Here is a 23,935-nt window from a genome sequence, read left to right as displayed (position 1 = left end):
GCGATGGGTTTTTGTTAGTTGGTTTAGTGACCTGAAGAGCCTCCGCCTGTGAACACATCAATAAAGGTCATAACGGTAAACCAGCCGAATACGGCCAATGTAAGGAATGCAAAACCGGAACCTAACATATTTTTAATTTTTAAAGAACGCAGTAAACCTAGAGCAGCTAAAATCGTTACAATAGCAAAAATGATGGCTAATCCCATATCCTATGCCCCCTTACTCTGTAGTAATCTAAGTTCTTCCTAAATTTCCTATGTATAGCAAATCAGACGGATACTACCTTGTACTATTTTACTTGTTTTGTAACCGTTTGTACAGTGTCCTTTTTTCACAAATCTACCGTAATGGAGACATTGTAAGCACTTGCATATTTTTCAATGAGTTCCCGCTCAGTCCGGTCCGCATAATAGATTTCCTTTTGTTTTTTTCTTTCGGTTCCAAGCAGATGCTCCTCCAATTGAAACAAAAACTGGTCCGTCTCTCCGGACTGCGGGTTTGTAAGGTGAAAACCGAACGTGAGATCCCCATATAGGTAATAGTGATGTGCAGCGGAAAGAAGCCCGTAATCGTGAAAACGATCGGTCGGCTGGAACGTTTCCATGCGGAGTAGTGGATGGATATCTTCAAACATGCCTTGTGATTCATAATACTCCTTTAACCGCAACGCTTCTTCCTTGGTTTCAACAATGGCAATCTCACCGTCCCTGTCTGAAACCGAAACGAGGCTTGCCGTCTTTCTGACCACCTGGGCAAGAGCACCCGGCTTTTTGGTGATGTCCGGTTTCATTTCAATCCCATAGCAAAGCGTCACATGTCTTTCCTCCACATCGTTTTTGTTTTTAGTGTAAAATAGGGAGAAACAGATTGCAATGGAGGGATAGCTATGAGTTGGGAACGATTGACGGTCGGCCCTGTTCAGGAAAATACATATGTATTGTGGAATAAAAAAAAGGAAGGAATCATTTTTGATCCGGGAAGTGAAGGCAAGAAAATCATTTCCTTGATCGAAAAAAGGGGAGTTAAGCCGCTTGCCATCCTTCTGACGCATGCGCATTTTGACCATATTGGTGCAGTGGATGAAGTCCGTGAAAATTGGGGCATTCCGGTTTACATACATAAGAAGGAAGAGGACTGGCTCGGAGACACGAGCAAAAACGGTTCGGCTCATTTTATGCAGCGAATTGTCGCCAAGGATGCTGACCATCTGATTACAGAGGAGGGTGAGTTAAAAATCGGCAGCTTTACCTTTAAAGTATTTGAAACACCGGGGCATTCCCCGGGAAGTGTTTCGTATTATGCAGAAGAAGAGGAGGTTGTTTTCTCGGGAGACGCGCTCTTTTCCGGCAGCATTGGAAGGACCGACCTGTACGGCGGCAACCACGAGCTTTTACTAAAAAGTATTCACGACAAGCTCTTACATCTTCCTGAAGAAACGCTCGTTCTTTCCGGCCATGGCCCGGAAACGTCCATTGGTGCCGAAATGGACTCCAATCCTTTCTTAAGCGGTTTTTGATATGCTCTCCGTCATCCGGGAACGCATAAAAAATGCCCCAGGCGGCTCCATCACTTATGCGGAATTCATGGAAATGGCTCTGTATCATCCGGAACATGGTTACTATCAAAAGAATAAAACAAAAATTGGCCGGAACGGGGATTTTTATACGAGCAGCTCAGCTTCCGCGGTGTATGGCGCCGTTTGGGCCGATGTTTTTTATTTCATGTTCAGGGAGCTCGGATTATCTTCATATGTCCTATGCGAAATCGGGGCAGGAGACGGCTCCTTTGCCAGAAGCGTTCTTGACGAATGGCAAGCGAAAGGATACCCGGCACTGGAGTATGTGGTGATCGAATCGAGCCCGTATCATGCGGAACAAATCGGCAGGAAGCTCGAAAATCATTCTTGGTCGCACTATTCAACTCTTGAGGAATTTCAGTCCTTGTGTCCCTTTTTTCATGGCATTGTTTTTGGAAATGAGCTGCTCGATGCCATGCCAGTTCATGTGGTCAGGCAAACATCAAGCGGTTTGAAAGAAATTCAGGTGTCTCTGAACGAAACTGGGGATCTTATCGATGTTGCTGTCCGTGCGGATGATCAACTTAGGAAGTGGATCGAGGAATACCATGGAGAACTGGAACCCGGACAAACGATGGAAATTCCGCTTGCTATGACCAGCTGGCTCGGTAAGCTGTATGAATGGATAGGGCGCGGATATGTGGTTTTTGTTGATTATGGTTATTCAGAAGAGGAATGGCGGCAGCCGGAGATTAGTGAAGGAAGCTTGCGGGGCTATTACCGCCACCAGCTCATTCCAAATCCGCTGTCTTATCCTGGAGAGATGGATCTGACCTCCCATGTTCACTGGGATTGCATCAGAAAAGTGGGGGAAGATTATGGATGTCCAACATCCGGCTTCCAATCGCAGCAGGAATTTTTGCTGAAAAACGGGATACTGGATCACCTGGCTGAAAACGTAAGCAGGGATCCTTTTTCTTCTGAACATAAAAAAAACCGTGCGATCCGCTCGTTGATCATGGACCACAGCATCAGCCGGTATTTTCAAATATTGATCCAAAAAAAAGACGGCTGCTTTTAAGCAACCGTTTTCTTTTTTTCGTAGAAGTAATGTCCAGCTTCAGCGTCCAGGGCTGAAAACTCGTTTTCAGCATAAGTCCTCGAAAGACGAAATTGAATACCATTTCGTCATCGGTCGCTTCACTCTTGCTCCACAACACAAAAAGCGTGTTGTTGTGTAAGACCTCCAGCGCTTGTCGGACTTTAACAGGCCGCTTACGCTTTTCTTTAGTGACCGCCACCGGGAGTCATCATGAATGTTGTCCAGTATGTAAAGCCGACAAAAAAGACTGTTAAATAAGCGCCAAAAATATAAATATACATACGCTCAGATAAATTCAGGTAACTTAATGAAACAAATAAAATGGTTTGGCCCAAAAATAATAGAGACATGTCAGTCAGATCTCCAAGATAGGCCATTACTGCAATAATTCCAGTCCAAAAGCCCAAAACCTTGTACATTCTTGCCATATGTATCCCTCCCTTTTCACCGAAGAACTCAACTGTATTATATATGAATTTTTACACAATTGTAAATGCCAATCTAACTGGATTTGGAAAAACAAAAAAAGAACACAAAGTAGGGTGTTCTTTGACAAAAGATGGCTGGGCTAGCTGGATTCGAACCAACGAGTGACGGAGTCAAAGTCCGTTGCCTTACCACTTGGCTATAGCCCATCGGCACTACTTCTAGTATGGCTCGTGTCGAACGAAATATACAAAAAAAGATGATTTTTTAAAAGGGAATGCTCGTATACTGTCGAATTGAATCAGAAACCACAGAAAGAAGGTGATAGTTCATTGCCAATTGAATCAAAAAGCAAAGAATTGCTTCAGCTAGCCTCCAGAACCAATGCCTCCGATATCCATTTTGTACCCCTGCGCAATCAAGGGATGATCCAGCTTCGGGTGGACGGTCAGCTGCACCCGATTGAAAAAGTCCCGTACGTGTTTTTCGAGCGGCTCGTTTCCCATTTTAAATTTAAGGCCGGAATGGACATTGGAGAAAAGCGCAGGCCCCAGGACGGCTCGATGGACCTTGATCTGAACGGAACATTGCTTCATCTCCGGCTCTCCACGCTGCCAACGGCTTTCCATGAAAGTCTAGTGATCCGGTTGCTCCCCCAAAGTGGACCAGCCCATTTCGAATCGCTTGCTCTTTTTCCTCACTCCCTGAAAGGCCTTCATTCATTACTCAACCGCTCAAGCGGACTTATCCTCTTTTCTGGGCCGACCGGCTCGGGCAAAACTACAATTATGTATTCTCTTCTTCAATACCTTCAAACCAAGGACACCATAAATATTTTGACGCTTGAAGATCCGGTAGAAAAGAAAATGGATCTGTTTTTGCAAATGGAAGTCAATGAAAAAGCAGGGATCACTTACGGTGAAGGATTTAAATCACTGCTTCGCCATGATCCGGATGTGATCATGATCGGAGAAATCCGGGACGAAGCAACAGCGAAGCTGGTCATCCGGGCGGGAATGACCGGGCATCTGGTCTTGTCTACCGTGCATGCGGAAGATGCACTCGGCTGCCTGTACCGGTTGGTCGAATTTGGGCTTTCGGTTCAGGAAATTGAGCAAACATTGCTTGGCATTGTTTCCCAGCGGCTGCTTTCGCTAACCTGTCCGTATTGCGGAACCCGCTGTGAACCATATTGCTTTATGCGAAGACATGACAAACGAATGGGGTTATATGAATTATTGTCAGAATCCGGGCTGGAAAAAGGGATGGAATGGATCCGGGGCAACTCGGACCGGCCGGATGGTTTACGAACACTGAATTATTTTATGAAACAGGGAATGGCGCTTGGATTTCTGCCGATGAACACTCTTCACAGGTGGGGAGTGGACCGATGAGAAAAAGGGAAAGAAGTTGGACCAAAAAGCAGCAGGGAGATTTCTTGCTCCGTCTGGGCCGGCTGCTCGAACAGGGCTACACACTTCCCAAGGCGATCAGCATTCTCAAACTTCATCAACATCAGTGGATGAAAAAGGGATTGTACCGGGTGTATGATTCTCTTGTTAAAGGATATTCTCTTCATGAAGCACTGGCTTCAGAAAAGTTTTCAAGTGAAGTTTTAGGGTTTTTGGAGCTATCCGAAAAGCATGGTGATTTGTGTTTTAGTGTAATGGAAGGCGGCAAGATGCTCAGAAAAAAAGAAGAGATAAAAGAACGGTTTTTAAAGGCTGTGCGCTATCCTGTATTTCTGTTTTTTATTGTTCTATCCGTTTGTTTCATTATGTTCCGCCTGCTTATTCCTCATTTTCTCGCTCTGTATTCCTCATTGAACATTGATTTCCCCTGGTTTACAACCTTCATGATCAATTTATTAAAAAAGCTTCCATTCTTTTTGGGATGGATGTTAGCAGGAGCTGCAGCAACTGGTACGGTTTATTTTTTTATATCAAAAAATATGCACCCATCGAGACAAATCCGCTTTCTTCTCCGTATTCCGCTGTTTAATAAACTTCTTGCTGTATGGATCACCCATCAGTTTTCCGTACAGATTGGAAGTCTTTTGAAAGGCGGGCTGGCGATCAATGATGCGCTCGTCATCCTTGAAGATAATCAATACATGCGTTTTTTTCGGTATGAGGCCGCTAAGATGAAGCAGGATCTGCTGAACGGTTTAAAGTTTGAGGACATTGTTGCACAGCGACGTTATTTTGTTCCGGAACTCTCTGTCATTATTGCGCATGGTCACACGTCGGGGCTGCTCGGCAAAGAGTTGATAGACTATAGTGAAATGCTGATGAGTTATGCAGAAGAAAAATTGTCCAGGTACATTGTCATCGTGCAGCCGGTATTGTTCCTTTTTATCGGCAGCACCATTCTGGTTATGTTTGTGTCGATGCTGCTCCCGATGTTTAACATGATGGATTCCATTCAATAAAAGAGGTGGGTTAATGAAAGAATTAAGCGAAGATGGTTTCACCCTGATCGAAATGATGATTGTGCTCCTCATTATTTCTGTACTCCTTTTGATCGCCTTACCGAGCATGGCAAAGAATCTGGGTGTTGCAAAGGATATTGGCTGCAAGGCGACGATTGATCTTGTTCAGGGGCAGGTTGGCGCATATGAAGCGGAAAAAGGGACCAAACTGACTGACCTTAGCACACTGGTAACAGAAGATTATGTAGATACAGTAAAGTGTCCAAGCGGCAAAGCATTGGAACTTCAAAACGGAGTAGTGGTTGAAGCGGGCAACTGAAGTAAACGGATACTCCTTGGTTGAACTGTTGATCGTATTATCGATCGGTGGAATTTTGCTTGGAGTAACCGCAGTTTCATTGCAAAGCTACTACAAAAGCAGGGAGGTGCACTTTTTCCTGGAACAGTTGAAAAGAGATCTGTACTTTACACAGCGCCAAGCTGTGGTGCAGCAAAAGGTTGTTTTCTTGCATATTTACCCTGATCAGCATCGTTATGTGGTTGGCAGCGGGACGAGCAGTGTATTCAAAGAGATCATATATGCGGATCAGGTTGATGTGGAATCTTCCACCATGACGATGAAAATTACGTACACGAAAAACGGAAACATCAGTTCATCGGGCACATTGCTGATTAAAACGGATGCCGGGAAATACCGACTAGTGTTTTTGCTGGGAAAGGGGCGGTTTTATGTGGAGAGATTGTAATGGCTTTTATCTCTTGGAAACAATGCTTGCCTTGAGTGTGCTTTCGATCGTGATCGGGGCCGCTGCTCCCGTGCTTTACCGGATTTATCATGAACGCTTCACCCTTCAGCAGCAAAGGGAAGCGTTAGAACTTCTGGCCAATAAGCTCAGTGATGGAAGTGAGGTGGAAGAAGGGGCAGTGGCAGGAGAAACAGGGGAATTCAAATGGGATTTCCGGGAAGGAGCGCCTTGTATTGCATTTACCGGTAAAAATAAAAGGATGTACAGTGAATGTGGTGTAATCAAAAGAGTCAACCAAATGGCTTTACCCTGATCGAAACGGTAATTGCTCTTGCTATTTTTCTGATGCTTGCCTTGCTTTCTCCCCTTTTAATAAAGGTTCTTTCCCCTCCAATGGAGAACAGGGTTCCTGCAGAAGAGCTGGAATCTTTCTATATGTCCATTGGCCCGTTGATCCGGGAAGCCAATCAAGTTACAGCGAATGCTGACCGGTTGCTTCTTTCGTCAGAATCCGGCCAGCAGATTAGCTTTTCTTATTATCAAAACAGAATTCGCAAACAAATCAATGGACAAGGATATGAGACGTGGCTGTTTTCCGTCAAGCAATTCCGGCCTTCCATAAAAGATTCGGCTGTTACATTGGTGATTATCGATACTGCTTCCCATGTGTATAAGCGCGTTTTTGTCCGAAAGACGGGGCTGTCTCCATGAATGAAAAAGGATATATTTTTCCGGTGGTGCTGGTGTTCTGTCTGATCATTTCCATGCTGACTGCTCATCAGCTCTTTATGTATTTGGGAGAAAAGCAATTTTTAGCGGACCAGAAACACCGCTTTCAGCTCGATCAGATGATTGAGAAAACAAGCAGTGAACTCCTCCTGACTTTGAAGCAGGACAATGTACCGGCAAGCCGGTTTGAGTTCCGTGAAGGAGTAGTGGACTGTCAGATGAACAGGACAGGCCTTCCTGTGATTGAGCTAAAATTATCGGCCATTTTGAAAAACCTTCAGACAAAAAGCGTGATTATATATTATAATAGCGAGACAAAAACGATTACCAAGTGGGTGGAGGGTACAAGTTGAAGCCGATATTTTTAACAGGATTCATGGGGTCCGGCAAGACGACAGTGGGCTCACTGCTCGGTGAAGAGCTGGACTTGCCGGTCATTGATACGGACCGTTTGATTGAAGAAACATACGGTAAGACGGTTGCCGAAATCTTCGCCGAAGATGGTGAAGCAGTTTTCCGAAGCTATGAAGCTGCCATTCTTGCTGAACTGCCAAAGGAAGATGCCGTCATTACGACAGGCGGAGGTCTTGCGGTTTCCGCGGAAAACCGGAAATTTATGATGGAGAACGGATTTGTCATTTTTTTGAGCTGTTCCCTGGAAACTATTTTTGAACGGCTGAAAGAAGACACAAGCCGTCCACTGTTTAACCAGGAAAAAAAGAAGGAAATGCAAAAGCTATATGAATCGCGGCTTCCGATTTACCGGGATTGCCACTGGGCGCTCGAGACCGGAGGATGCCACCCAGAGGAAGCGGCCGAACGCATTGCAGCAAGGTTAAAGCGCTCTGAAATGGGATACACTGGGGACAAACGATAAAAAAGGTGTGGTTTCCCGTGAACGCGTATTTTAAATTTTTGATCGAGTCTCTTGTTAAACGGCTGAGCCGGACACAAGAGGAAAAACTGTATTTGAAAGAGCAAAAAGCGGAGCGAAAACAGCCAGTTCTCGTTTCGCTTTTTGGAATGCTTCCGTTATCGCTTGGAATGGTATTTAAAAAGAACAAAAAGTAGTCTTGCCTGCACAATCCTAACATTGTTCATTTTTAAAATTATATGATAGGGTTGAATTAACCTAAAAATGAAGAAGTGTGGTAATGATGGGAAATGAAAAAACATTGCTGGACCGGCTGAAACGGCCTCTGAAAGATTTGCGGATTTCAGTAACAGACCAATGCAATTTTCGGTGTTCGTACTGTATGCCGAAAGAAATTTTTGACAAGGATTATCCTTTTTTGGAAAAGACAGAGCTCTTAAGCTTTGATGAAATTATAAAGGTTGCTGAGCGTTTTGTTGCTTCAGGTGTGACCAAGCTGAGAATCACGGGCGGTGAACCGCTGATGAGAAAGAACCTTCCGGAGCTCATTGGGGAACTGAACCAGCTCAAGGGGCTCGAAGATCTTGCTCTTACAACAAATGGTGTACTTTTGCCTCGTGTCGCCCATGACCTGAAGAAAGCCGGAATGGATCGAGTGACCGTCAGCCTTGATTCTCTTGATTCCGATCTTTTTGGCCGAATTAACGGCAGGGGAATCGGGGTGAAACCGGTGCTTGAAGGTATGAGGGCTGCTCATGAAGCGGGCCTGCAAGTGAAAGTCAACATGATGGTCCGAAAAGGAGTGAACGAACAGGAAATTCTCCCTATGGCCAAGTATTTTAAATCCACTCCTTATATTCTTCGGTTTATTGAATTTATGGATGTAGGGACAACGAACGGATGGAACATGAAAGAAGTCGTGACGAAGGAAGAAATTCTTAAGAACGTTCAAAGCGAACTGCCTCTTCAAACCGTGCCGGAAAACTATTATGGTGAGGTTGCTTCCCGCTATCAGTTTGCTGATGGAGAAAATGAGATTGGCATCATTTCATCGATCAGCGATTCCTTTTGTTCCTCCTGCACGAGAGCGAGGCTGTCTGCTGACGGCAAGGTGTACACCTGCCTATTTGCTTCGAACGGAACCGACATAAAAACACCCCTTCGAGAAGGGGCAACAGATCTAGAACTGGATGCACTTATTTCCCGAATTTGGAAAAACCGTACTGACCGTTACTCCGACGAACGCCGGAAGGGCGCGGCCACAAGAAAGAAAATTGAGATGTCTTACATTGGGGGCTGATTGCAGCCTCCTTTTTGGTTTCCACGATTATGACAGGGCTGTCTCAGACAAATAAAACAATCCGCCGTTTATGATATCCACGCTGATTATTGGCTCATACTGGGTACGGAGTGCTTCTTTTTCCACATGGTAGTACTCCGGCTTTTCCTCTTCATCTTCATAAAAGCGGTCCAAAAGGTCTTCGTCTTCACGCCATCTTGCCTTCGCATCTTCCGCCCAGCTGTGGTCATCCTGCTTGATTTCCTGTTCCACAAGAGATTCGATCCGTTTTAACCCGCTAATGGGCCGGATGAAGGGGGAAAGGGTGTAACAGAAGTCAGGAATCTTGCGGGTCAGCGGAAGCTTTGAGAGCTTCTCATGAAAAGACTCTACCATGCGTCCCGTAATGAGATGGATGCCATAGGAGGAAATACGGTCTTTTTTGCGGTCGCACTGATAAGAGGTTTTCATATTCACACACAGCCACGGATGAAGAGCAATGTTTTGCCCGGAATGCTGGGTGATGGATTCATACATCCGAATGAAAGACCCCAGTTTCTTGGTGGAAGCAAAAATTTGATGGAGCCGGGGGGAACCAAAATGGATAAACTCTCCGCCGCCGTCGGGAGGCGTTTGCTGGCCCGTTACAAGTGTGAGGGTCAGTGGATTGGGAACGCCCCCGGTTTTCTCCAGGTAATGCCAGTAAAACGGTCGGTTCATCAATAGCTTATCGAGTTCCACGGTCAGCTGAATCTTCATATAACTGGGATGTCTTGCTTCCACCGTGCATTCATTGGCTTCAAAATACCGTTCAAGAAAATGATGAATCTCGTGCTGCTGCATGTTCTTCCCAGCCTTTCTTTTTTATGCCTCCGCCGAGATTGATCAGCGACGCAAGATTGTCCATTTTCACTTTCATCTCCCCTTCACTTTCCGAGTTCAGCATAATATCAGAAATGTAAGTTTCAATGTTTTTTAGTTCAAATTTAGCCAGTATTTCATCGAGCTCACCAATTACGCTTTCAAACAGATTGATCTTGTTGTAGAGAAGGTTCAATATCCGTTCTTCAATGGTATTCTCTGTTGCGAAATTATAAATATGAACGTCGCCTTTTTGTCCGATCCGGTGAATCCGGCCGATCCGCTGTTCTATGCGCATCGGATTCCACGGCAGGTCGTAGTTAATGATATGCTGGCAAAATTGGAGGTTAATTCCCTCTCCGCCGGCTTCTGTGGCGATAAGCACCTGTGCATGGTTTTTAAACAGATGGGTCATGTACTCTTTTTTGCTCCGTTTAAATCCGCCGCGAAACGGAACTGAAGAGATGCCATGCTGCTGCAGATACCATTGCAGATAGAGCTGGGTGGCCCGATATTCGGTAAAGATAATCACTTTGTCATTGATCGATTGCACGAGCTCGAGCGTTTTCATCGCCTTGGAATTTTGGGTGACCTCTTCTATTTTTTTCATGAGAGGAACAATGGTATGTTCGGAATAAGGGTCTTTTTGAAGCATGTTCTTCAGTGTCATGAAGCAGGCTTCTCTAGAACTGCAGACTTCGCGCTGCAGGGTAAGCACAGAAAATTTGCTTCGGCTGAACTGAGGCAATTCCTTAAGTTCGGAAATGCTGCTGTACAAATTACGCTCAGTTTCTGAAAGGGTGATCGGAATGGTTTTAACAAACCGTTTGGGCCATTTTAGCCCTGTTTCTTCTCTTCGGTTCCGGACCATCACTTTATTTACGAGCTGCTTCAGCTTTTCCTCGTTCTTCAAGGAATGCTTGTCGTTCCTGAAGTCTTTATCAAAGTTTTCCTGATTGCCAAGATGTCCTGGTTTTAACAAGGAAACCAGATTAAAGATTTCTTCCACCCGGTTCTGAACCGGTGTAGCGGTGAGAAGAAGGCAGAATTTCTTTTTTAAATGCTGAACAAATTCATAGTTTTTCGTGTTTTTGTTTTTAAGCTTGTGAGCTTCATCGATCACGATGATGTCATAATCCTGGTTCAGGACAATGTCACGGTGAGGCTGGCGTTTTGCGGTATCGATGGAGGATACGACCACCTCGCACTGCTCCCAAACGTATGATTTTTTTTGCGCCACCGCAGGAATGAAAAACTTGGAGTTTAATTCTCCTGTCCATTGCAGAACAAGGGAAGCGGGTACGAGGATAAGGACCTTTTTGGCAAGTCCCCTGATCATGTATTCCTTCAGGATCAGCCCGGCTTCAATCGTTTTTCCAAGCCCGACCTCATCGGCGAGAATGGCTTTGCCGTTCATTTTTTCGATCACGGTTTTTGCAACCTCAAGCTGATGGGGAAGGAAGGTAAGCTGCGGAAGATGTCCCGGAGCCTGAAGACCGAGAAAATCAGGGATGGATAAATTCTTTTCCGCTTCAAGCGCAAGGTTATATAACTCCCATTTTGTCCAGGGGCCATCATCATCCATCCGTTTAATAAATTCGTCATGCCATTCCCGGTTAAAGTTGATATTAAGATTCATGGCCGCTTTCCTTTCTATGTATCATAATCCGCTTGCACACTGCGGTTTTCAATTCTCAAAATTGCGTTGCTTTTTAAACTAAAATAATGATAGGATAATAATGTGTTTCCAAGGCAAAACCTATTTACTAGTATGGACGACGGACAAAAATAACATACTTGCGAATGAAAGCAAGAGGAGAGACTATTTCGGTAGCGCCGAAGGAGCAAGCAGGAGCGAAACTCTCAGGCAAAAAGACTCTTGTTTGACGCGTCTCTGGAGAGCGTCCACTATGGACCACCAACGAAGAAACGAAGGGGCATGCCCCTTTCCAAACTTACTGGTTGAAGGACAGAGGGATACCTGACTAATGGTATTTCTCTGTCCTTTTTTGTATATTCCATATTCTGCAGGCGATGGTTTATTTACTTGGAATTTTTCGAATATTACCAATGATGGATGAAAGGGAGGAAACGTAATGAGGGACTTAAAGCGCACACCACTTTTTGACATTTACAAAGGGCATGGCGGAAAAGTGATTGACTTTGGAGGCTGGGAGCTTCCTGTCCAGTTTTCCCGTATTGGTGAGGAACACGAAGCGGTTCGTACGAAAGCGGGGCTGTTTGACGTTTCGCACATGGGAGAATTTGAAGTAAAAGGAGAAGGGGCAAGCGCCTTTTTGCAGCGCATGCTTACTAATGACCTTTCCAAATTAAAGGATGGCGGCGCTCAGTATACCGTGATGTGCTACGAAAACGGCGGCACCGTAGATGACCTGTTGGTGTATAAGTACAGCGACCAGCACTACTTGCTTGTTGTCAATGCCTCCAACATCGAAAAGGACTTTGACTGGCTACAGTCCCATCTTGGTGAAGGGGTCGAGCTTTCCAATATTTCTGCAGAAACGGCCCAGCTTGCGTTGCAGGGACCACTCGCGGAACGTGTTCTGCAAAAGCTGACAGAGACCGATCTGTCCTCCATTGGCTTTTTTAAATTCAAACGTGATGTCAGCCTTCAGGGTATCCATGCGCTCGTATCGCGCACGGGCTATACAGGCGAAGACGGATTTGAAATTTATTGTTCTCCTGAAGCGGCGGTGAAGCTTTGGGATATGATTCTTGAAGCGGGCAAAGAAGAGGGTGTGGTTCCTTGCGGATTGGGTGCACGTGATACTCTCCGTTTTGAAGCAAAACTTGCGCTTTACGGACAGGAGCTCACAAAAGACATTACTCCGATCGAAGCAGGGATCGGTTTTGCGGTAAAAACGGATAAAGAAACTGACTTTATCGGCAAAGACGTGTTGAAGAAACAGAAGGAAGAAGGAGCACCAAGAAAACTGGTCGGGCTTGAGATGATTGATAAAGGGATTCCGCGTTCTCATTATGAAGTGTTCAAGGATGGCGAACAGATTGGTGAGGTTACAACCGGAACACAATCACCAACCTTGAAGAAGAATCTGGGCCTCGCGCTCATAAAAACGGAATTTGCCGAATTAGGAACCGAAGTCGACGTGCAAATCAGACAAAAACGCTTGAAGGCGGTTGTTGTAAAATCGCCATTTTATAAACGCAGCTAATCAAAGCCCCAAAGGGAGGACACAGTTATGACATTTCGGTATTTGCCAATGACCGAGCAAGACAAAAAGGAAATGATGGAAGCGGCCGGCATTTCATCCACAGAAGAACTGTTTAAAGACATTCCGGAAAACGTTCGTTTTAAAGGCGATTTGCAGATCGAACCTGCACTGCCTGAGCCGGAGCTTGTAAAATATATGTCTATGCTGTCGCAGAAAAACATCAACACCAAGGAGTATGCAAGCTTTTTGGGAGCCGGGGTGTATGATCACTATACGCCTTCTATTGTAAACCATGTGACATTGCGTTCTGAATTTTATACCGCTTATACTCCTTACCAGCCGGAAATCTCGCAAGGGGAGCTGCAGGCAATCTTTGAATTTCAAACAATGATCTGTGAACTGACAGGCATGGATGTGGCGAATTCCTCGATGTATGATGGCGGAACCGCTTTTGCAGAAGCTGCTCTTCTTTCTGCAGGACAAACAAAACGCAAAAAAATCATCGTATCCAAAAGTGTCCATCCCGAATCACTTGCAGTGCTTCAAACGTATGCCAACGGACAGCGACTTGAAGTGGTGGAAGTGGACACCAAGGATGGATTGACGGATCTGGAAGAATTGAAAAACACGGTGGACGATGAAACAGCCTGTGTTCTCGTTCAATATCCGAACTTCTTTGGTCAGGTCGAACCGCTAAAGGACATCGAAGAAATCGTTCACAGCCAAAAAGCGATGTTTGTCGTTTCAAGCAATCCGCTTTCTCTCGGTGTATTGACGCCTCCTGGAAAATTCGGAGCGGACATTGTTGTAGGTGATGCCCAAGTATTTGGAATTCCTCAGGGGTTCGGCGGCCCGCACTGCGGTTATTTTGCTGTAACCAAAAAGCTGATGAGAAAGGTGCCGGGACGGCTTGTCGGCCAAACGGTGGACGAAAACGGGAAACGCGGTTTTGTTTTAACCCTTCAGGCGCGTGAACAGCATATCCGCCGTGATAAGGCGACGTCCAACATTTGTTCCAACCAGGCGCTGAATGCGCTGGCTGCATCTGTTGCCATGACAGCCCTTGGCAAGCAGGGAATAAAAGAGGTTGCTGTTCAAAACATCCAAAAAGCACACTATGCTAAAAACATTCTCTCGGAAAAAGGATTCAACATTCCATATGAAGCGCCATTTTTCAATGAATTTGTCGTGAAGCTTAATGGTCCGGTCAAAGAAATCAATAAAAAGCTGCTTGAAAACGGAATGATCGGCGGCTATGACCTTGGAAGGGACTTTCCTGAACTCGAAAATCATATGCTGATTGCCGTAACCGAACTGCGCACAAAAAGCGAGATTGATAAACTGGCAACCGTATTGGAGGGGCTATAATGAACACTCAAGATCAGTTACTTATTTTTGAACTATCGAAAGAAGGCAGAGTGGGTTACAGTCTCCCGGCTCTCGATGTTCCGGAAGCAGACCTCAGTTCGCTGCTGCCGGATGATTACGTCCGCACCGAACATGCCGAGCTGCCGCAAGTTTCCGAGCTGCAAATCATGCGTCACTATACCGCGCTTTCCAAACGTAATCATGGCGTTGACTCAGGATTTTATCCGCTCGGCTCGTGCACGATGAAATACAATCCGAAAATCAATGAAGATGTGGCCCGTTATGCCGGTTTTGCACAAATTCATCCGCTTCAGGAAGAAGAAACAGTTCAAGGTGCCATGGAGATGATGTATAACCTGCAAACGTCACTGGCCGAAATTACAGGAATGGATGAAGTGACGCTTCAGCCTGCTGCCGGTGCCCATGGGGAGTGGACCGGGCTGATGATGATCCGTGCCTACCATGAAGCCAATGGAGATCAAAAGCGCACGAAGGTCATCGTACCCGATTCCGCACACGGAACTAATCCTGCATCTGCAACAGTCGCCGGTTTTGACTCGATCACTGTAAAATCAGATGACCGCGGATTGGTGGATCTCGATGATCTGAGACGTGTGGTCGGGGAAGATACAGCTGCACTTATGCTGACGAACCCGAACACGCTCGGCTTGTTTGAAGAGCACATCCTTGAGATGGCGGCAATCGTTCATGAAGCAGGCGGAAAGCTGTATTATGACGGTGCCAATATGAACGCAATTATGGGTTATACCCGTCCGGGGGATATGGGCTTTGATGTTGTCCATCTTAACCTGCATAAAACCTTTACAGGACCGCACGGCGGTGGCGGACCGGGATCCGGACCTGTTGGGGTGAAAAAGGATCTGATTCCATTCCTTCCGAAGCCGGTATTGATGAAAAAAGGGGAAGGTTTTACGTTTGAATACGACCGTCCACAGTCCATTGGCCGGGTAAAACCGTATTATGGAAACTTTGGCATCAATGTTCGGGCGTATACTTATATTCGCACAATGGGACCGATTGGACTGAAACAGGTGTCTGAGTATGCGGTGCTGAATGCCAACTATTTGATGAGAAGGCTTGAGCCGCATTTTGATCTGCCGTTCACCCAGCATTGTAAGCATGAGTTTGTTTTGTCCGGAAAAAGGCAGAAGAAGCTTGGTGTTCGAACCTTGGATATGGCGAAACGCCTGCTTGATTTCGGATATCACCCGCCTACGATCTATTTCCCGCTGTCTGTCGAAGAAGCGATCATGATTGAGCCGACGGAAACCGAATCCAAGGAAACGCTCGATGAATTCATCGATGCTATGATCCAAATCGCAAAAGAAGCAGAAGAGACACCGGAGGTTGTACAGGAAGCGCCTCACTCCACTGTCGTTAAGCGGCTGGATGAAGCAATGGCTGCCCGTAAACCGGTATTACGTCATGTTAAGTAGAGAGTAATAGAAAAAAGGTTCGGGGAATTGATCCCGAACCTTTTTTTTACGTTTATGAAGATTTTACCTTGCCTGTCCATTTTTTAAATCCGCCTCGTAAGTGAGAAAGATCTGTATATTTGTTTTTTCGCAAGAATTGGGCCGCTCTGGCGCTGCGCATGCCGCTTTCGCAATATAGATAAACCGGCTTGTCCGGGCGAATTTCCATTTTTCGCTGCTTCATCTGAGTAAGGGGAATGTTTCTAGCGCCAAGGATATGCCCTTTTTTGAACTCATCCGGTTCACGCACATCAATCAGCTGGGCTTTTCGGTAGCCAGCTCTAAATTCCTCTTCACTCAACGTCTTCAAGAATCTTTTTTGGTTCAGGGCAGTTACTACGAGATAAACAAGTATGGCTGCCAAAATAACAAGAACGATAATCCATTCCATATGCTTGCACTCCTTTTTTATATCTCCTTTAATTATATCTTCACCGACCGCCAGAATCAAAAGAATAATATTAAAAATTGGCAGTACTTTGTGTTTTGACAGAAGGTATAGTTTTGATAAACTAGTAAGGTATCAAAAAGGAGATAGTTATATGGAAAGAGAAAAGTGGTTATTCATTGATTCAGGAAATTGCGATCCAGCCTACAATATGGCGTTGGATGAAGCGTTGCTGACATGGCACAGCGAAGGAAAGATTCCCCCTGTTATCCGGTTTTACGGATGGAATCCCGCAACCTTGTCCATTGGTTATTTTCAAAAAGCTGAGAAGGAAATCAACCTTGAGGCGGTAAAAAACTACGGACTTGGTTTTGTGCGCAGGCCAACCGGCGGACGCGGCGTTCTCCATGACAAGGAGCTTACATACAGTGTGATCGTGAGTGAAGAGCATCCTAACATGCCAAAAACGGTAACTGAAGCGTACCGTGTCATTTCTGAAGGTATTCTGCAGGGATTCCGTAATCTTGGCCTCGAAGCCTATTTTGCCATTCCCCGTACGGAAGAAGAAAAAGCGGGCTTGAAAAATCCTCGCTCTGCCGTCTGTTTTGACGCTCCTTCCTGGTATGAGCTCGTGGTGGAAGGACGAAAAGTCGCCGGCAGTGCCCAAACCCGACAAAAAGGTGTGATCCTCCAGCACGGTTCCATCTTGCTGGATCTTGACGAAAACAAGTTGTTTGACCTGTTTGTCTATCCAAGCGACCGGGTGAGGGAGAGAATGCAAAGAGCATTTAAAAGCAAAGCGGTGGCGATGAATGAGCTCCGTGAAAAACCGGTTACGCCTGATGAGGCTAAACAAGCTTTTCATGCCGGCTTTGAATCCGGTTTGAATCTTGATTTGCAGCCGTATCAGTTAAGCGACGAGCAAAAACGAGAAGTTGAACAGATTGCAGAAACTAGATATAGAAGCAAAGAGTGGACGTTCAGAAGATAAGGCGAAAATCGGGACAAGATTTTGTTGTCTCGGTTTTTATTTTTGGATGTCAAGACGGAAAAAAATTTCAGGGCTTTTTTTGACCCAACTCCAAAAAGCCTGTGGTTTCAACGTTCTTCCAAAGCGGACATTTTTCAATCTTTAAATCTATGGGATTTAAGGTGGTTTGAGACAAGAAAAACAATTCATTCACTGTTTTTCTTACGAAAGCGTGGTTTTCCTAGTTTGACAACATAAATATTTTGACAACAGGTTTACCTATATATAGTATAGTGGTAACTAAACTACATACAACATATAGATAGAGTCTTCTATTTTACTTACGAGGAGGAGAATGATGGGAGTAGCAGTAAGTGACCCTTCAGGAATCAACATTGAAATGCTGAATAAGGATATTGAGCAATTTCCTCAAGTACATCCGGTAACCAGCGACATGAAAACAGCACATAAGGGTGTATCACGGCTCGTCATGCTGGACAGATACAGCTTTAAAGATACCGAAAGAAAAACGTTAAAGGAAGGAGACTTTGTCGTTCTGACGGTAAAAGAAGATCCGAAATTCCCGGCAAGAGGGCTTGGATACATCGTTAGCATCGATTGGGAAGCGAAAACAGCTCGTGTGCGTGTGGAAGATGAATTTAAAGCGGTGCTCGACAAGCCGGAAGAAGCGGAATCAGGCATCATTAACCGTTCGCTTGATGTGATGGACAAGCCGCTTGAGGTTTTTTATGAGCAGATTGCCAAGAGGAATGCAACAGGGCTCGCAAGCGTCGAAACGACCGAGGAAAAGCGCCTGGAATCCTTTGAGAAGTTCTATAAGGAACTTTCCGAGATGAACTTCATTCCTGCCGGCCGTGTTCTGTACGGTGCCGGGGCGGAAACGGACGTTACGTACTTCAACTGCTACGTGATGCCATACGTGAGAGACTCCCGTGAAGGAATCTCAGATCACCGCAAGCAGGTGATGGAGATTATGAGCCGCGGAGGCGGTGTTGGAACGAACGGTTCCACCCTCCGTCCGAAAAACGCGCTTGCCCGCGGAGTTAACGGAAAATCGTCCGGTTCGGTTTCATGGCTGGATGATATTGCGAAGCTAACGCATTTGGTAGAGCAGGGCGGGTCTCGCAGAGGTGCACAGATGATCATGCTCGCGGACTGGCACCCTGATATTATTGATTTCATCATTTCAAAAATGCAAAACCCAAGAATTCTTCGCTACCTTATTGAAAACACCGAGGATGAAAAGATAAAGCAGGTCGCTCAGGACAAGCTGAAATTTACGCCGCTTACTCCAACGGAAAAAGCAATGTACGAGGGAATTCTCCGTTACAAGGAAATCCCGGGGACAGGCGGATTTGATGCGGATGTTCATCGCGAAGCGGAGCGTATGCTTCGTGACGGCGGAACATACAGCGTCCATAATCCGGATTTCCTTACTGGGGCAAACATCTCTGTAACCATTACTAAAGATTTTATGGAAGCCGTAGAAAAGGATGCGGAATATGCCTTACGCTTCCCAAATGTTGAAAATTACACACCGGAAGAAATGAGAGCCTACAACGAAGAATGGCATGAAACAGGAGATGTTCGTGTCTGGGAAGAAAAAGGCTACAGCATCCGTGTTTACAAGCGCATTAAGGCAAGAGAGCTTTGGAACCTGATTAACATTTGTGCTACTTATTCTGCTGAGCCTGGTATCTTCTTTATCGATAATGCCAACGACAAGACCAATGCCGTTGCTTACGGCCAGAAGGTAGTCGCAACAAACCCATGTGGCGAGCAGCCTCTCGCACCATACTCTGTCTGCAATCTTGCTGCAGTTAACCTTGGCAACATGGCGGACAAAGTGAATAAAACGATTGACTTTGAGAAGCTGGAGCGCACCGTTGAAGTTGGCGTACGCATGCAGGATAACGTAATCGATGCGACTCCGTACTTCCTTGAGCCGAACCGTATACAGGCTCTTGGCGAGCGCCGTGTCGGTCTTGGAGTCATGGGTCTTCACGATCTTCTCATCTATTGCGAAACGATGTACGGGTCTGAAGAAGGAAATGCTATGGTTGATAAGATATTTGAAACTATTGCAACGACCGCTTACCGCACATCGATTGAGCTGGCCAAAGAAAAAGGCAGCTTTCCGTTCTTGGTGGGCAAGACAGAAGCAGAAACCAAACAGCTTCGTGAAAACTTTATCAAAACTGGTTATATGAAAAAACTGCCGGAAGATATCCATCAAGGAATTTTGAAATACGGCATCAGGAACTCCCATTTGCTTACTGTGGCGCCAACTGGAAGCACAGGAACCATGGTTGGAGTCTCCACAGGATTAGAACCTTACTTCTCCTTCTCTTATTTCAGAAGCGGACGTTTGGGCAAATTTATTGAAGTGAAGGCTGACATTGTAAATGAATACCTGGCCAACAATCCGGAGGCGGATGAAAACAACCTGCCTGAATTCTTTGTGTCAGCCATGGAACTTTCACCGGAAGCACACGCTGATACTCAATGTGTCATCCAAAACTGGGTGGACAGCTCGATCAGTAAAACAGTGAACGCGCCAAAAGGCTACTCTGTGGACCAGGTGAAAAAAGTGTATGAGCGCCTTTACAAGGGCGGAGCAAAAGGCGGAACGGTGTATGTAGACGGAAGCCGTGATGCACAGGTGCTTACCCTAAAAGCGGAAGAATCCTTTGAGCAAACCGAGATGAATCTCGGCGAAGAGGAAAAGAGCAAGGTCGTTCTGGTGGACACCATTACGGATCTTCGCTCCACCGATGTTACGGTCGGAAACGAAGTGGGCAATACATGCCCTGTATGCCGAAAAGGAAAAGTTAAAGAAATCGGCGGCTGCAATACTTGCACAAACTGCAACACGCAGTTGAAATGCGGACTGTAAACGTTTATTGAAGAGGCAAGACCCACGGGTCTGCCTCTTTTTTTATGCAGGGGACTCATAAAATCCAAACTCCCTTGTCACACTATCTTTTGTATAGTAAAATTTTAGACAGAACAGTGAAAGAATGAATCGGAGGGAACAGCATGCCCCCAACACCGAGCATGGAAGATTATATCGAACGAATATACGCGTTAATTGAAGAAAAGGGATACGCAAGGGTTTCAGATCTTGCCGAAAGCCTGGAAGTCCACCCCTCCTCCGTTACGAAAATGATCCAAAAGCTGGATAAAGGAAAATACCTCGTTTATGAGAAGTATCGCGGTTTTGTATTAACTCCAAATGGAAAAAAACTAGGAAAACGCCTCGTTTATCGGCACGATCTGCTGGAAGGACTTCTCAAGGTCATCGGCGTCGATGAAGAGAATATTTTTGAAGATGTGGAAGGTATCGAGCATCATTTGAGCTGGAATGCCATTGACAGGATCGGAGACCTTTTGCAGTATTTTGAAGAAGATCCGAAACGCATTAAAGCACTAAAAGAAGTGCAGCAAAGAAATCAGGAACAATCATAACTCTGTTGTGGTTGTTTTTATTTCGCCGTTTATCGAATATTGTACTTCCCCTCATGATTAGGATAATGATGGGGGGAGTGCATGATGAAGGTTGACGGCGTATTTTCGGGCGGTGGCATTAAAGCTATCGCATTGATCGGAGCCATTCAGGCAGCAGAAGAACGGGGAATCTCGTTCCATCGGATTGCCGGAACAAGTGCAGGGGCGCTGGTTGCTTGTCTGTTGAACGCAGGGTACAGTTCAAGTGAAATGAAAACATTGATTCATACAGCCGACCTCAAGCAATTTATGGACGAAAAAAAATCGCTGGTGCCGGTGCCATTCATGAACTGGCTGAAGGTATACTGGAAGTTGGGGTTGTACAAAGGGGATGCACTTGAAAAGTGGGTAAAAGAGTTGTTAAAGGCAAAGGGCATTGAGACCTTTGCTGATATTCCCGAAGGTTCACTGAAAATAGTAGCGTCAGATATCACTCGTGGCCGGCTGGTGGTGCTGCCAGATGATCTCCAGGAATACGGCCTGCTAAAAGAAAAGTTTCCAATTGCCCGTGCGGTCCGGATGAGTTGCAGCATCCCATACTTTTTTTACCCAATCAAGCTATACAACCGGATTGGTCAAAAAAGCTATATTGTCGATGGGGGTGTGTTGAGCAATTTCCCGATGTGGCTGTTTCAGCGCAAAGACCGGACATCAGAGCGGCCTGTCCTCGGGTTTCAGCTTAGCAGCTCCTATGGAAAGGTCCAGGCCCATCAGGTAAACAACGCGTTTAACCTGTTTAAGGCCTTGTTTCAGACAATGATGGAGGCGCACGATAACCGGCATATTTCCAACTACGATGCCAGGGATATTATTTTCATACCGGTAAAAGAGATTTCCGTGGTTGACTTTGATCTGACGGAAGAAACCAAAAATGCGCTCATGGATTTTGGTTATTTGCAGGGAGCAGCATTTTTGAACCGTTGGATTGCAGGCAAAAAAATATGGACGCCACAAAAAAATCGAGCTTAGAACGAAGCTCGATTTTTTTTCTTATTTTTCTTTCCTTCGATAACGGTAAGGTTATGCTCTCTTCTCCGCTTTTTAAACGCGGCCGGTTTATTGGGCGAAGTATTTTTTTTGACCGGAACAACGCTTTGGCTGTATTTCCGTTTGGACTGCTTGACAGCCTTTTTATATTTTCCATTTTCCCCCGGGCGGAACCGCTGGAAAATGAAATAGATGACAGCTATGACCAAACCGGCCACTAGCAGCTGCGTAAATAAATTTCGAGGTGAAGTAAACAATTGTGAAACAAGTCCAACTACTGCCAACACGATAATAACCCAAATCACTGGATGAAATGATCTTCGGTGCAACAGGTTCACCTCCTTGGAAAATTAAACGATTTTAGTAGTGTTTTCAATTTTACTTTTTTCATGCTCCTCATCCCGCTTCAGCATTTCGGTAAAAGAAAGAATCGCTACTTCCGTCTGCTTTCGGTCAGGTTCCTTTGTTGTGAGAAGCTGAAGACATAATCCCGGATATCCGAGATAACGCAACACAGGAATGTTTCTTAGTTTGTTTGTGATCTGCAGGACTTCAAAGGAGATGCCAAGGACCACAGGGATCAGGACGACCCGGTATATCACACGCTGCCACAAAGGGTCAGACGGTACAAACAGATAGACAAACACTCCAACGACTACCGTAAACAGTATAAAGCTGCTGCCGCACCGGTAATGCAGACGTGACTGCTTCTTGACATTGTCCACGGTAAGTTCATAGCCGTTTTCATAGGCATTAATGACTTTGTGTTCGGCCCCATGGTACTGGAATACCCGTTTTACAGTAGGAGTCATCGACACAAAGTAAATATAAGAGAGAAGAAAAAGAAACTTGAATAATCCTTCCAGCAGGTTTTGGCCAACATGGCTTTGAACCCAAGGCCGGAAAGCTTCTGCCAGGAATACGGGTACAAGAGTGAAAACAAATTTTCCAAAGAGGAAAGTCAGTACCCCGACAACCGCGAGGCTAAAAATGAACATGGCCTTGGATGAAGCTGGTTCTTCCTTTTTTAGTTCCTCTCCCGGTGTTACATTGTAGCGCTCGGTGGAAAAGTTCAGATGCTTGGTGCCGTTGGAGCTGGCTTCCAGAATCGCTGCGATTCCGCGGAGGAAAGGAATCTTTTTTATTTTGTTCATCCACGGGTTGTATGGCTTGAGCACTTCGTAATAATCAATGCTGTCATCATTTCTGCGGATGGCGGTGACGTATGTGTGCTTGCCGGCAAACATAACCCCTTCGACGACCGCCTGGCCGCCGTATGCCGGTTTCTTCTGATCTGTCATTTCTACACCTCTACCTTATTGTTTATAACTTTAATTCTACAGGAAAACGCTATAAACCTCTAGGCAATCGTGCTTTAACTTTATTTTTCCCATTTTATACAGTTTTAACACGGAATATTAATAGATCCTATAGTGATAAGAGATGAAGAAAAAGGGACATACTAAAAATGGAGGTGTACTTTATAAATGTATGAGATGAACAGAGATAAAAACAAGCGGGATGAACCAAGTTCTTTCATGGGCAGGGTGGTCAGTGTGGGCTTTTTTGGCGGCCTGTTCTGGGGGTTCATCGGCTTTTTGGCATACTACTTAAACTTGTCCAAAATTGGACCGGCAATGATCCTCGCTCCCTGGGCATTGGGAAAATGGAAAAGCCAGTGGTTAGGGCAATTGATCGGTGTAGTGGTCATTGCGCTGCTTTCCATTTTGGTCGCTATTGTTTACCGGTTTCTTTTTTCTCGGATAAAAAGTAAGTTTGCCGGTATTTTCTTCGGAGTTCTTCTTTGGGTACTCGTTTTCTATTTGCTGCATCCCATTTTCCCTGACCTTGAGCCAATGAATAAAATAGGCAGGAATACGATATCCACCACGTTGTGCCTGTACATTTTATACGGAGTATTTGTAGGCTATTCCATTTCCTTTGAATATCAGGAACGACAAGAAGCCGAAAACGGACAAAGTACCTAACTATTCAAAAAAATAGGGGTGTGATAGAATGTTCATGGAACATTCTATTTTT

At 45.4% G+C, this 23,935-nt stretch carries 28 protein-coding genes, 1 tRNA gene and 1 riboswitch; of the genes, 20 read left to right on the top strand and 9 right to left on the bottom strand.

The window, feature by feature from the left end; genetic code table 11:
* Nucleotides 1-23: 23 nt before the first annotated feature.
* Complete coding sequence (locus tag AS030_RS09700; RefSeq protein ID WP_061971038.1) at nucleotides 24-206, bottom strand: DUF2759 domain-containing protein; 183 nt, start codon at nucleotides 204-206, stop codon at nucleotides 24-26.
* Nucleotides 207-331: 125 nt separating this feature from the next.
* Entirely contained in the window at nucleotides 332-814 is a 483-nt protein-coding gene (locus tag AS030_RS09695) for a hypothetical protein (protein WP_061971037.1), read from the bottom strand.
* A 72-nt stretch (nucleotides 815-886) separates the two neighbouring features.
* On the opposite strand from AS030_RS09695, the gene AS030_RS09690 reads away from it, so the two are divergent.
* Together AS030_RS09690 and AS030_RS09685 are read left to right on the top strand one after the other, a co-directional pair.
* Nucleotides 887-1,516 (top strand): MBL fold metallo-hydrolase, encoded by a 630-nt coding sequence (locus AS030_RS09690; protein ID WP_061971036.1) that lies wholly within the window; start codon nucleotides 887-889, stop codon nucleotides 1,514-1,516.
* A gap of 1 nt (nucleotide 1,517) precedes the next feature.
* Nucleotides 1,518-2,597 carry a class I SAM-dependent methyltransferase gene (locus tag AS030_RS09685; protein ID WP_061971034.1) on the top strand — a complete coding sequence of 360 codons (1,080 nt, stop codon included), beginning with the start codon at nucleotides 1,518-1,520 and terminating at the stop codon, nucleotides 2,595-2,597.
* Between the two features lie 206 nt (nucleotides 2,598-2,803).
* Here the strand turns inward: AS030_RS09685 and AS030_RS09675 are convergent, their stop codons facing one another.
* Both AS030_RS09675 and AS030_RS09670 read right to left on the bottom strand, forming a co-directional pair.
* Nucleotides 2,804-3,046, bottom strand: a complete 243-nt coding sequence (locus AS030_RS09675; RefSeq protein WP_061971029.1) for a DUF2626 domain-containing protein — start codon at nucleotides 3,044-3,046, stop codon at nucleotides 2,804-2,806.
* Nucleotides 3,047-3,178: 132 nt separating this feature from the next.
* Nucleotides 3,179-3,253: transfer RNA gene (locus tag AS030_RS09670), tRNA-Gln, on the bottom strand.
* A gap of 123 nt (nucleotides 3,254-3,376) precedes the next feature.
* On the opposite strand from AS030_RS09670, the gene comGA reads away from it, so the two are divergent.
* The 10 genes from comGA to moaA all read left to right on the top strand — a co-directional run bounded on the left by comGA (nucleotide 3,377) and on the right by moaA (nucleotide 9,124).
* Nucleotides 3,377-4,438 carry a competence type IV pilus ATPase ComGA gene (gene comGA / locus AS030_RS09665; protein WP_074440497.1) on the top strand — a complete coding sequence of 354 codons (1,062 nt, stop codon included), beginning with the start codon at nucleotides 3,377-3,379 and terminating at the stop codon, nucleotides 4,436-4,438.
* On the top strand, nucleotides 4,435-5,475 hold the full coding sequence (comGB, locus tag AS030_RS09660; protein WP_061971024.1) for a competence type IV pilus assembly protein ComGB: 1,041 nt from the start codon (nucleotides 4,435-4,437) through the stop codon (nucleotides 5,473-5,475). Before comGA ends, comGB begins: the two co-directional genes overlap by 4 nt.
* Nucleotides 5,476-5,488: 13 nt before the next feature.
* Nucleotides 5,489-5,794 (top strand): competence type IV pilus major pilin ComGC, encoded by a 306-nt coding sequence (gene comGC, locus AS030_RS09655; protein ID WP_061971021.1) that lies wholly within the window; start codon nucleotides 5,489-5,491, stop codon nucleotides 5,792-5,794.
* Nucleotides 5,778-6,221, top strand: a complete 444-nt coding sequence (gene comGD, locus AS030_RS09650) for a competence type IV pilus minor pilin ComGD (protein WP_061971019.1) — start codon at nucleotides 5,778-5,780, stop codon at nucleotides 6,219-6,221. Before comGC ends, comGD begins: the two co-directional genes overlap by 17 nt.
* The gene (locus tag AS030_RS09645) at nucleotides 6,205-6,534 is read left to right on the top strand and encodes a type II secretion system protein (RefSeq protein ID WP_061971016.1); all 330 of its coding nucleotides are present in this window, start codon (nucleotides 6,205-6,207) and stop codon (nucleotides 6,532-6,534) included. The genes comGD and AS030_RS09645 overlap by 17 nt, the downstream gene beginning before the upstream one ends.
* On the top strand, nucleotides 6,492-6,932 hold the full coding sequence (locus AS030_RS09640; RefSeq protein WP_061971015.1) for a ComGF family competence protein: 441 nt from the start codon (nucleotides 6,492-6,494) through the stop codon (nucleotides 6,930-6,932). The genes AS030_RS09645 and AS030_RS09640 overlap by 43 nt, the downstream gene beginning before the upstream one ends.
* Nucleotides 6,929-7,303: a competence type IV pilus minor pilin ComGG gene (gene comGG, locus AS030_RS09635; protein ID WP_061971012.1), complete on the top strand. Its 375-nt coding sequence runs from the start codon at nucleotides 6,929-6,931 to the stop codon at nucleotides 7,301-7,303. Before AS030_RS09640 ends, comGG begins: the two co-directional genes overlap by 4 nt.
* Entirely contained in the window at nucleotides 7,300-7,827 is a 528-nt protein-coding gene (locus AS030_RS09630; RefSeq protein WP_061971010.1) for a shikimate kinase, read from the top strand. The genes comGG and AS030_RS09630 overlap by 4 nt, the downstream gene beginning before the upstream one ends.
* 17 nt (nucleotides 7,828-7,844) lie before the next feature.
* Nucleotides 7,845-8,021 (top strand): YqzE family protein, encoded by a 177-nt coding sequence (locus AS030_RS23560; protein ID WP_162264544.1) that lies wholly within the window; start codon nucleotides 7,845-7,847, stop codon nucleotides 8,019-8,021.
* A gap of 83 nt (nucleotides 8,022-8,104) precedes the next feature.
* Nucleotides 8,105-9,124, top strand: coding sequence for a GTP 3',8-cyclase MoaA (moaA, locus tag AS030_RS09625; RefSeq protein ID WP_061971008.1), 1,020 nt, complete (start codon nucleotides 8,105-8,107; stop codon nucleotides 9,122-9,124).
* A gap of 27 nt (nucleotides 9,125-9,151) precedes the next feature.
* On the opposite strand, the gene AS030_RS09620 is transcribed toward moaA, so the two are convergent.
* Both AS030_RS09620 and AS030_RS09615 read right to left on the bottom strand, forming a co-directional pair.
* Nucleotides 9,152-9,946, bottom strand: a complete 795-nt coding sequence (locus tag AS030_RS09620; RefSeq protein ID WP_061971005.1) for a YqhG family protein — start codon at nucleotides 9,944-9,946, stop codon at nucleotides 9,152-9,154.
* Complete coding sequence (locus AS030_RS09615) at nucleotides 9,915-11,603, bottom strand: DEAD/DEAH box helicase (protein ID WP_061971003.1); 1,689 nt, start codon at nucleotides 11,601-11,603, stop codon at nucleotides 9,915-9,917. Before AS030_RS09615 ends, AS030_RS09620 begins: the two co-directional genes overlap by 32 nt.
* Nucleotides 11,604-11,767: 164 nt before the next feature.
* Nucleotides 11,768-11,853, top strand: a riboswitch (glycine riboswitch).
* Nucleotides 11,854-12,060: 207 nt separating this feature from the next.
* On the opposite strand from AS030_RS09615, the gene gcvT reads away from it, so the two are divergent.
* Genes gcvT through gcvPB form a run of 3 tightly spaced genes read left to right on the top strand, consistent with a single transcriptional unit; the run spans nucleotide 12,061 to nucleotide 15,983 of the window.
* Nucleotides 12,061-13,158: a glycine cleavage system aminomethyltransferase GcvT gene (gene gcvT, locus AS030_RS09610; protein WP_061971001.1), complete on the top strand. Its 1,098-nt coding sequence runs from the start codon at nucleotides 12,061-12,063 to the stop codon at nucleotides 13,156-13,158.
* Between the two features lie 27 nt (nucleotides 13,159-13,185).
* Nucleotides 13,186-14,526: an aminomethyl-transferring glycine dehydrogenase subunit GcvPA gene (gcvPA, locus tag AS030_RS09605; protein WP_061970999.1), complete on the top strand. Its 1,341-nt coding sequence runs from the start codon at nucleotides 13,186-13,188 to the stop codon at nucleotides 14,524-14,526.
* Nucleotides 14,526-15,983, top strand: coding sequence for an aminomethyl-transferring glycine dehydrogenase subunit GcvPB (gene gcvPB / locus AS030_RS09600; RefSeq protein WP_061970997.1), 1,458 nt, complete (start codon nucleotides 14,526-14,528; stop codon nucleotides 15,981-15,983). Before gcvPA ends, gcvPB begins: the two co-directional genes overlap by 1 nt.
* A 52-nt stretch (nucleotides 15,984-16,035) precedes the next feature.
* Here gcvPB and AS030_RS09595 read toward each other — a convergent pair whose 3' ends face one another.
* Nucleotides 16,036-16,413 (bottom strand): rhodanese-like domain-containing protein, encoded by a 378-nt coding sequence (locus tag AS030_RS09595; RefSeq protein ID WP_061970994.1) that lies wholly within the window; start codon nucleotides 16,411-16,413, stop codon nucleotides 16,036-16,038.
* A gap of 151 nt (nucleotides 16,414-16,564) precedes the next feature.
* On the opposite strand from AS030_RS09595, the gene AS030_RS09590 reads away from it, so the two are divergent.
* The 4 genes from AS030_RS09590 to AS030_RS09575 all read left to right on the top strand — a co-directional run bounded on the left by AS030_RS09590 (nucleotide 16,565) and on the right by AS030_RS09575 (nucleotide 21,877).
* Nucleotides 16,565-17,401, top strand: a complete 837-nt coding sequence (locus AS030_RS09590) for a lipoate--protein ligase family protein (RefSeq protein WP_061970992.1) — start codon at nucleotides 16,565-16,567, stop codon at nucleotides 17,399-17,401.
* 337 nt (nucleotides 17,402-17,738) lie between these two features.
* Nucleotides 17,739-20,297, top strand: coding sequence for a vitamin B12-dependent ribonucleotide reductase (locus AS030_RS09585; RefSeq protein WP_061970990.1), 2,559 nt, complete (start codon nucleotides 17,739-17,741; stop codon nucleotides 20,295-20,297).
* Nucleotides 20,298-20,440: 143 nt separating this feature from the next.
* Entirely contained in the window at nucleotides 20,441-20,869 is a 429-nt protein-coding gene (mntR, locus tag AS030_RS09580) for a transcriptional regulator MntR (RefSeq protein ID WP_061970987.1), read from the top strand.
* Between the two features lie 81 nt (nucleotides 20,870-20,950).
* Nucleotides 20,951-21,877 carry a patatin-like phospholipase family protein gene (locus AS030_RS09575; protein ID WP_338082311.1) on the top strand — a complete coding sequence of 309 codons (927 nt, stop codon included), beginning with the start codon at nucleotides 20,951-20,953 and terminating at the stop codon, nucleotides 21,875-21,877.
* On the opposite strand, the gene AS030_RS09570 is transcribed toward AS030_RS09575, so the two are convergent.
* Together AS030_RS09570 and AS030_RS09565 are read right to left on the bottom strand one after the other, a co-directional pair.
* Entirely contained in the window at nucleotides 21,874-22,233 is a 360-nt protein-coding gene (locus AS030_RS09570) for an SA1362 family protein (protein ID WP_240482246.1), read from the bottom strand. The genes AS030_RS09575 and AS030_RS09570 overlap by 4 nt on opposite strands.
* 12 nt (nucleotides 22,234-22,245) lie before the next feature.
* The gene (locus AS030_RS09565; protein ID WP_061970979.1) at nucleotides 22,246-23,196 is read right to left on the bottom strand and encodes a DUF1385 domain-containing protein; all 951 of its coding nucleotides are present in this window, start codon (nucleotides 23,194-23,196) and stop codon (nucleotides 22,246-22,248) included.
* A 186-nt stretch (nucleotides 23,197-23,382) separates the two neighbouring features.
* Between AS030_RS09565 and AS030_RS09560 the strand changes: the two genes are divergently transcribed.
* Nucleotides 23,383-23,883 carry a YqhR family membrane protein gene (locus tag AS030_RS09560; RefSeq protein ID WP_061970977.1) on the top strand — a complete coding sequence of 167 codons (501 nt, stop codon included), beginning with the start codon at nucleotides 23,383-23,385 and terminating at the stop codon, nucleotides 23,881-23,883.
* Nucleotides 23,884-23,935: the final 52 nt, after the last annotated feature.

The sequence above is a fragment of the Fictibacillus enclensis genome, from assembly GCF_001457035.1.
GTDB classification, from domain to species: Bacteria; Bacillota; Bacilli; order Bacillales; family Fictibacillaceae; genus Fictibacillus_C; species Fictibacillus_C enclensis.
This window is presented reverse-complemented; position numbering and strand designations above follow the sequence as displayed.

Bases quoted from the DNA above. Each gene is read 5' to 3' on its own strand.
- AS030_RS09560 (WP_061970977.1), top strand. From the start codon at position 23,383: ATGTATGAGATGAACAGAGATAAAAACAAGCGGGATGAACCAAGTTCT.
- comGB (WP_061971024.1), top strand. From the start codon at position 4,435: ATGAGAAAAAGGGAAAGAAGTTGGACCAAAAAGCAGCAGGGAGATTTC.
- AS030_RS09595 (WP_061970994.1), bottom strand. From the start codon at position 16,413: ATGGAATGGATTATCGTTCTTGTTATTTTGGCAGCCATACTTGTTTAT.
- AS030_RS09575 (WP_338082311.1), top strand. From the start codon at position 20,951: ATGATGAAGGTTGACGGCGTATTTTCGGGCGGTGGCATTAAAGCTATC.
- AS030_RS09685 (WP_061971034.1), top strand. From the start codon at position 1,518: ATGCTCTCCGTCATCCGGGAACGCATAAAAAATGCCCCAGGCGGCTCC.
- AS030_RS09645 (WP_061971016.1), top strand. From the start codon at position 6,205: ATGTGGAGAGATTGTAATGGCTTTTATCTCTTGGAAACAATGCTTGCC.
- AS030_RS09675 (WP_061971029.1), bottom strand. From the start codon at position 3,046: ATGGCAAGAATGTACAAGGTTTTGGGCTTTTGGACTGGAATTATTGCA.
- AS030_RS09590 (WP_061970992.1), top strand. From the start codon at position 16,565: ATGGAAAGAGAAAAGTGGTTATTCATTGATTCAGGAAATTGCGATCCA.
- AS030_RS09690 (WP_061971036.1), top strand. From the start codon at position 887: ATGAGTTGGGAACGATTGACGGTCGGCCCTGTTCAGGAAAATACATAT.
- AS030_RS09640 (WP_061971015.1), top strand. From the start codon at position 6,492: ATGTGGTGTAATCAAAAGAGTCAACCAAATGGCTTTACCCTGATCGAA.
- AS030_RS09700 (WP_061971038.1), bottom strand. From the start codon at position 206: ATGGGATTAGCCATCATTTTTGCTATTGTAACGATTTTAGCTGCTCTA.
- AS030_RS09615 (WP_061971003.1), bottom strand. From the start codon at position 11,603: ATGAATCTTAATATCAACTTTAACCGGGAATGGCATGACGAATTTATT.
- moaA (WP_061971008.1), top strand. From the start codon at position 8,105: ATGATGGGAAATGAAAAAACATTGCTGGACCGGCTGAAACGGCCTCTG.
- gcvPB (WP_061970997.1), top strand. From the start codon at position 14,526: ATGAACACTCAAGATCAGTTACTTATTTTTGAACTATCGAAAGAAGGC.
- AS030_RS09565 (WP_061970979.1), bottom strand. From the start codon at position 23,196: ATGACAGATCAGAAGAAACCGGCATACGGCGGCCAGGCGGTCGTCGAA.
- gcvPA (WP_061970999.1), top strand. From the start codon at position 13,186: ATGACATTTCGGTATTTGCCAATGACCGAGCAAGACAAAAAGGAAATG.
- comGG (WP_061971012.1), top strand. From the start codon at position 6,929: ATGAATGAAAAAGGATATATTTTTCCGGTGGTGCTGGTGTTCTGTCTG.
- AS030_RS09585 (WP_061970990.1), top strand. From the start codon at position 17,739: ATGGGAGTAGCAGTAAGTGACCCTTCAGGAATCAACATTGAAATGCTG.
- comGC (WP_061971021.1), top strand. From the start codon at position 5,489: ATGAAAGAATTAAGCGAAGATGGTTTCACCCTGATCGAAATGATGATT.
- AS030_RS09620 (WP_061971005.1), bottom strand. From the start codon at position 9,946: ATGCAGCAGCACGAGATTCATCATTTTCTTGAACGGTATTTTGAAGCC.
- mntR (WP_061970987.1), top strand. From the start codon at position 20,441: ATGCCCCCAACACCGAGCATGGAAGATTATATCGAACGAATATACGCG.
- gcvT (WP_061971001.1), top strand. From the start codon at position 12,061: ATGAGGGACTTAAAGCGCACACCACTTTTTGACATTTACAAAGGGCAT.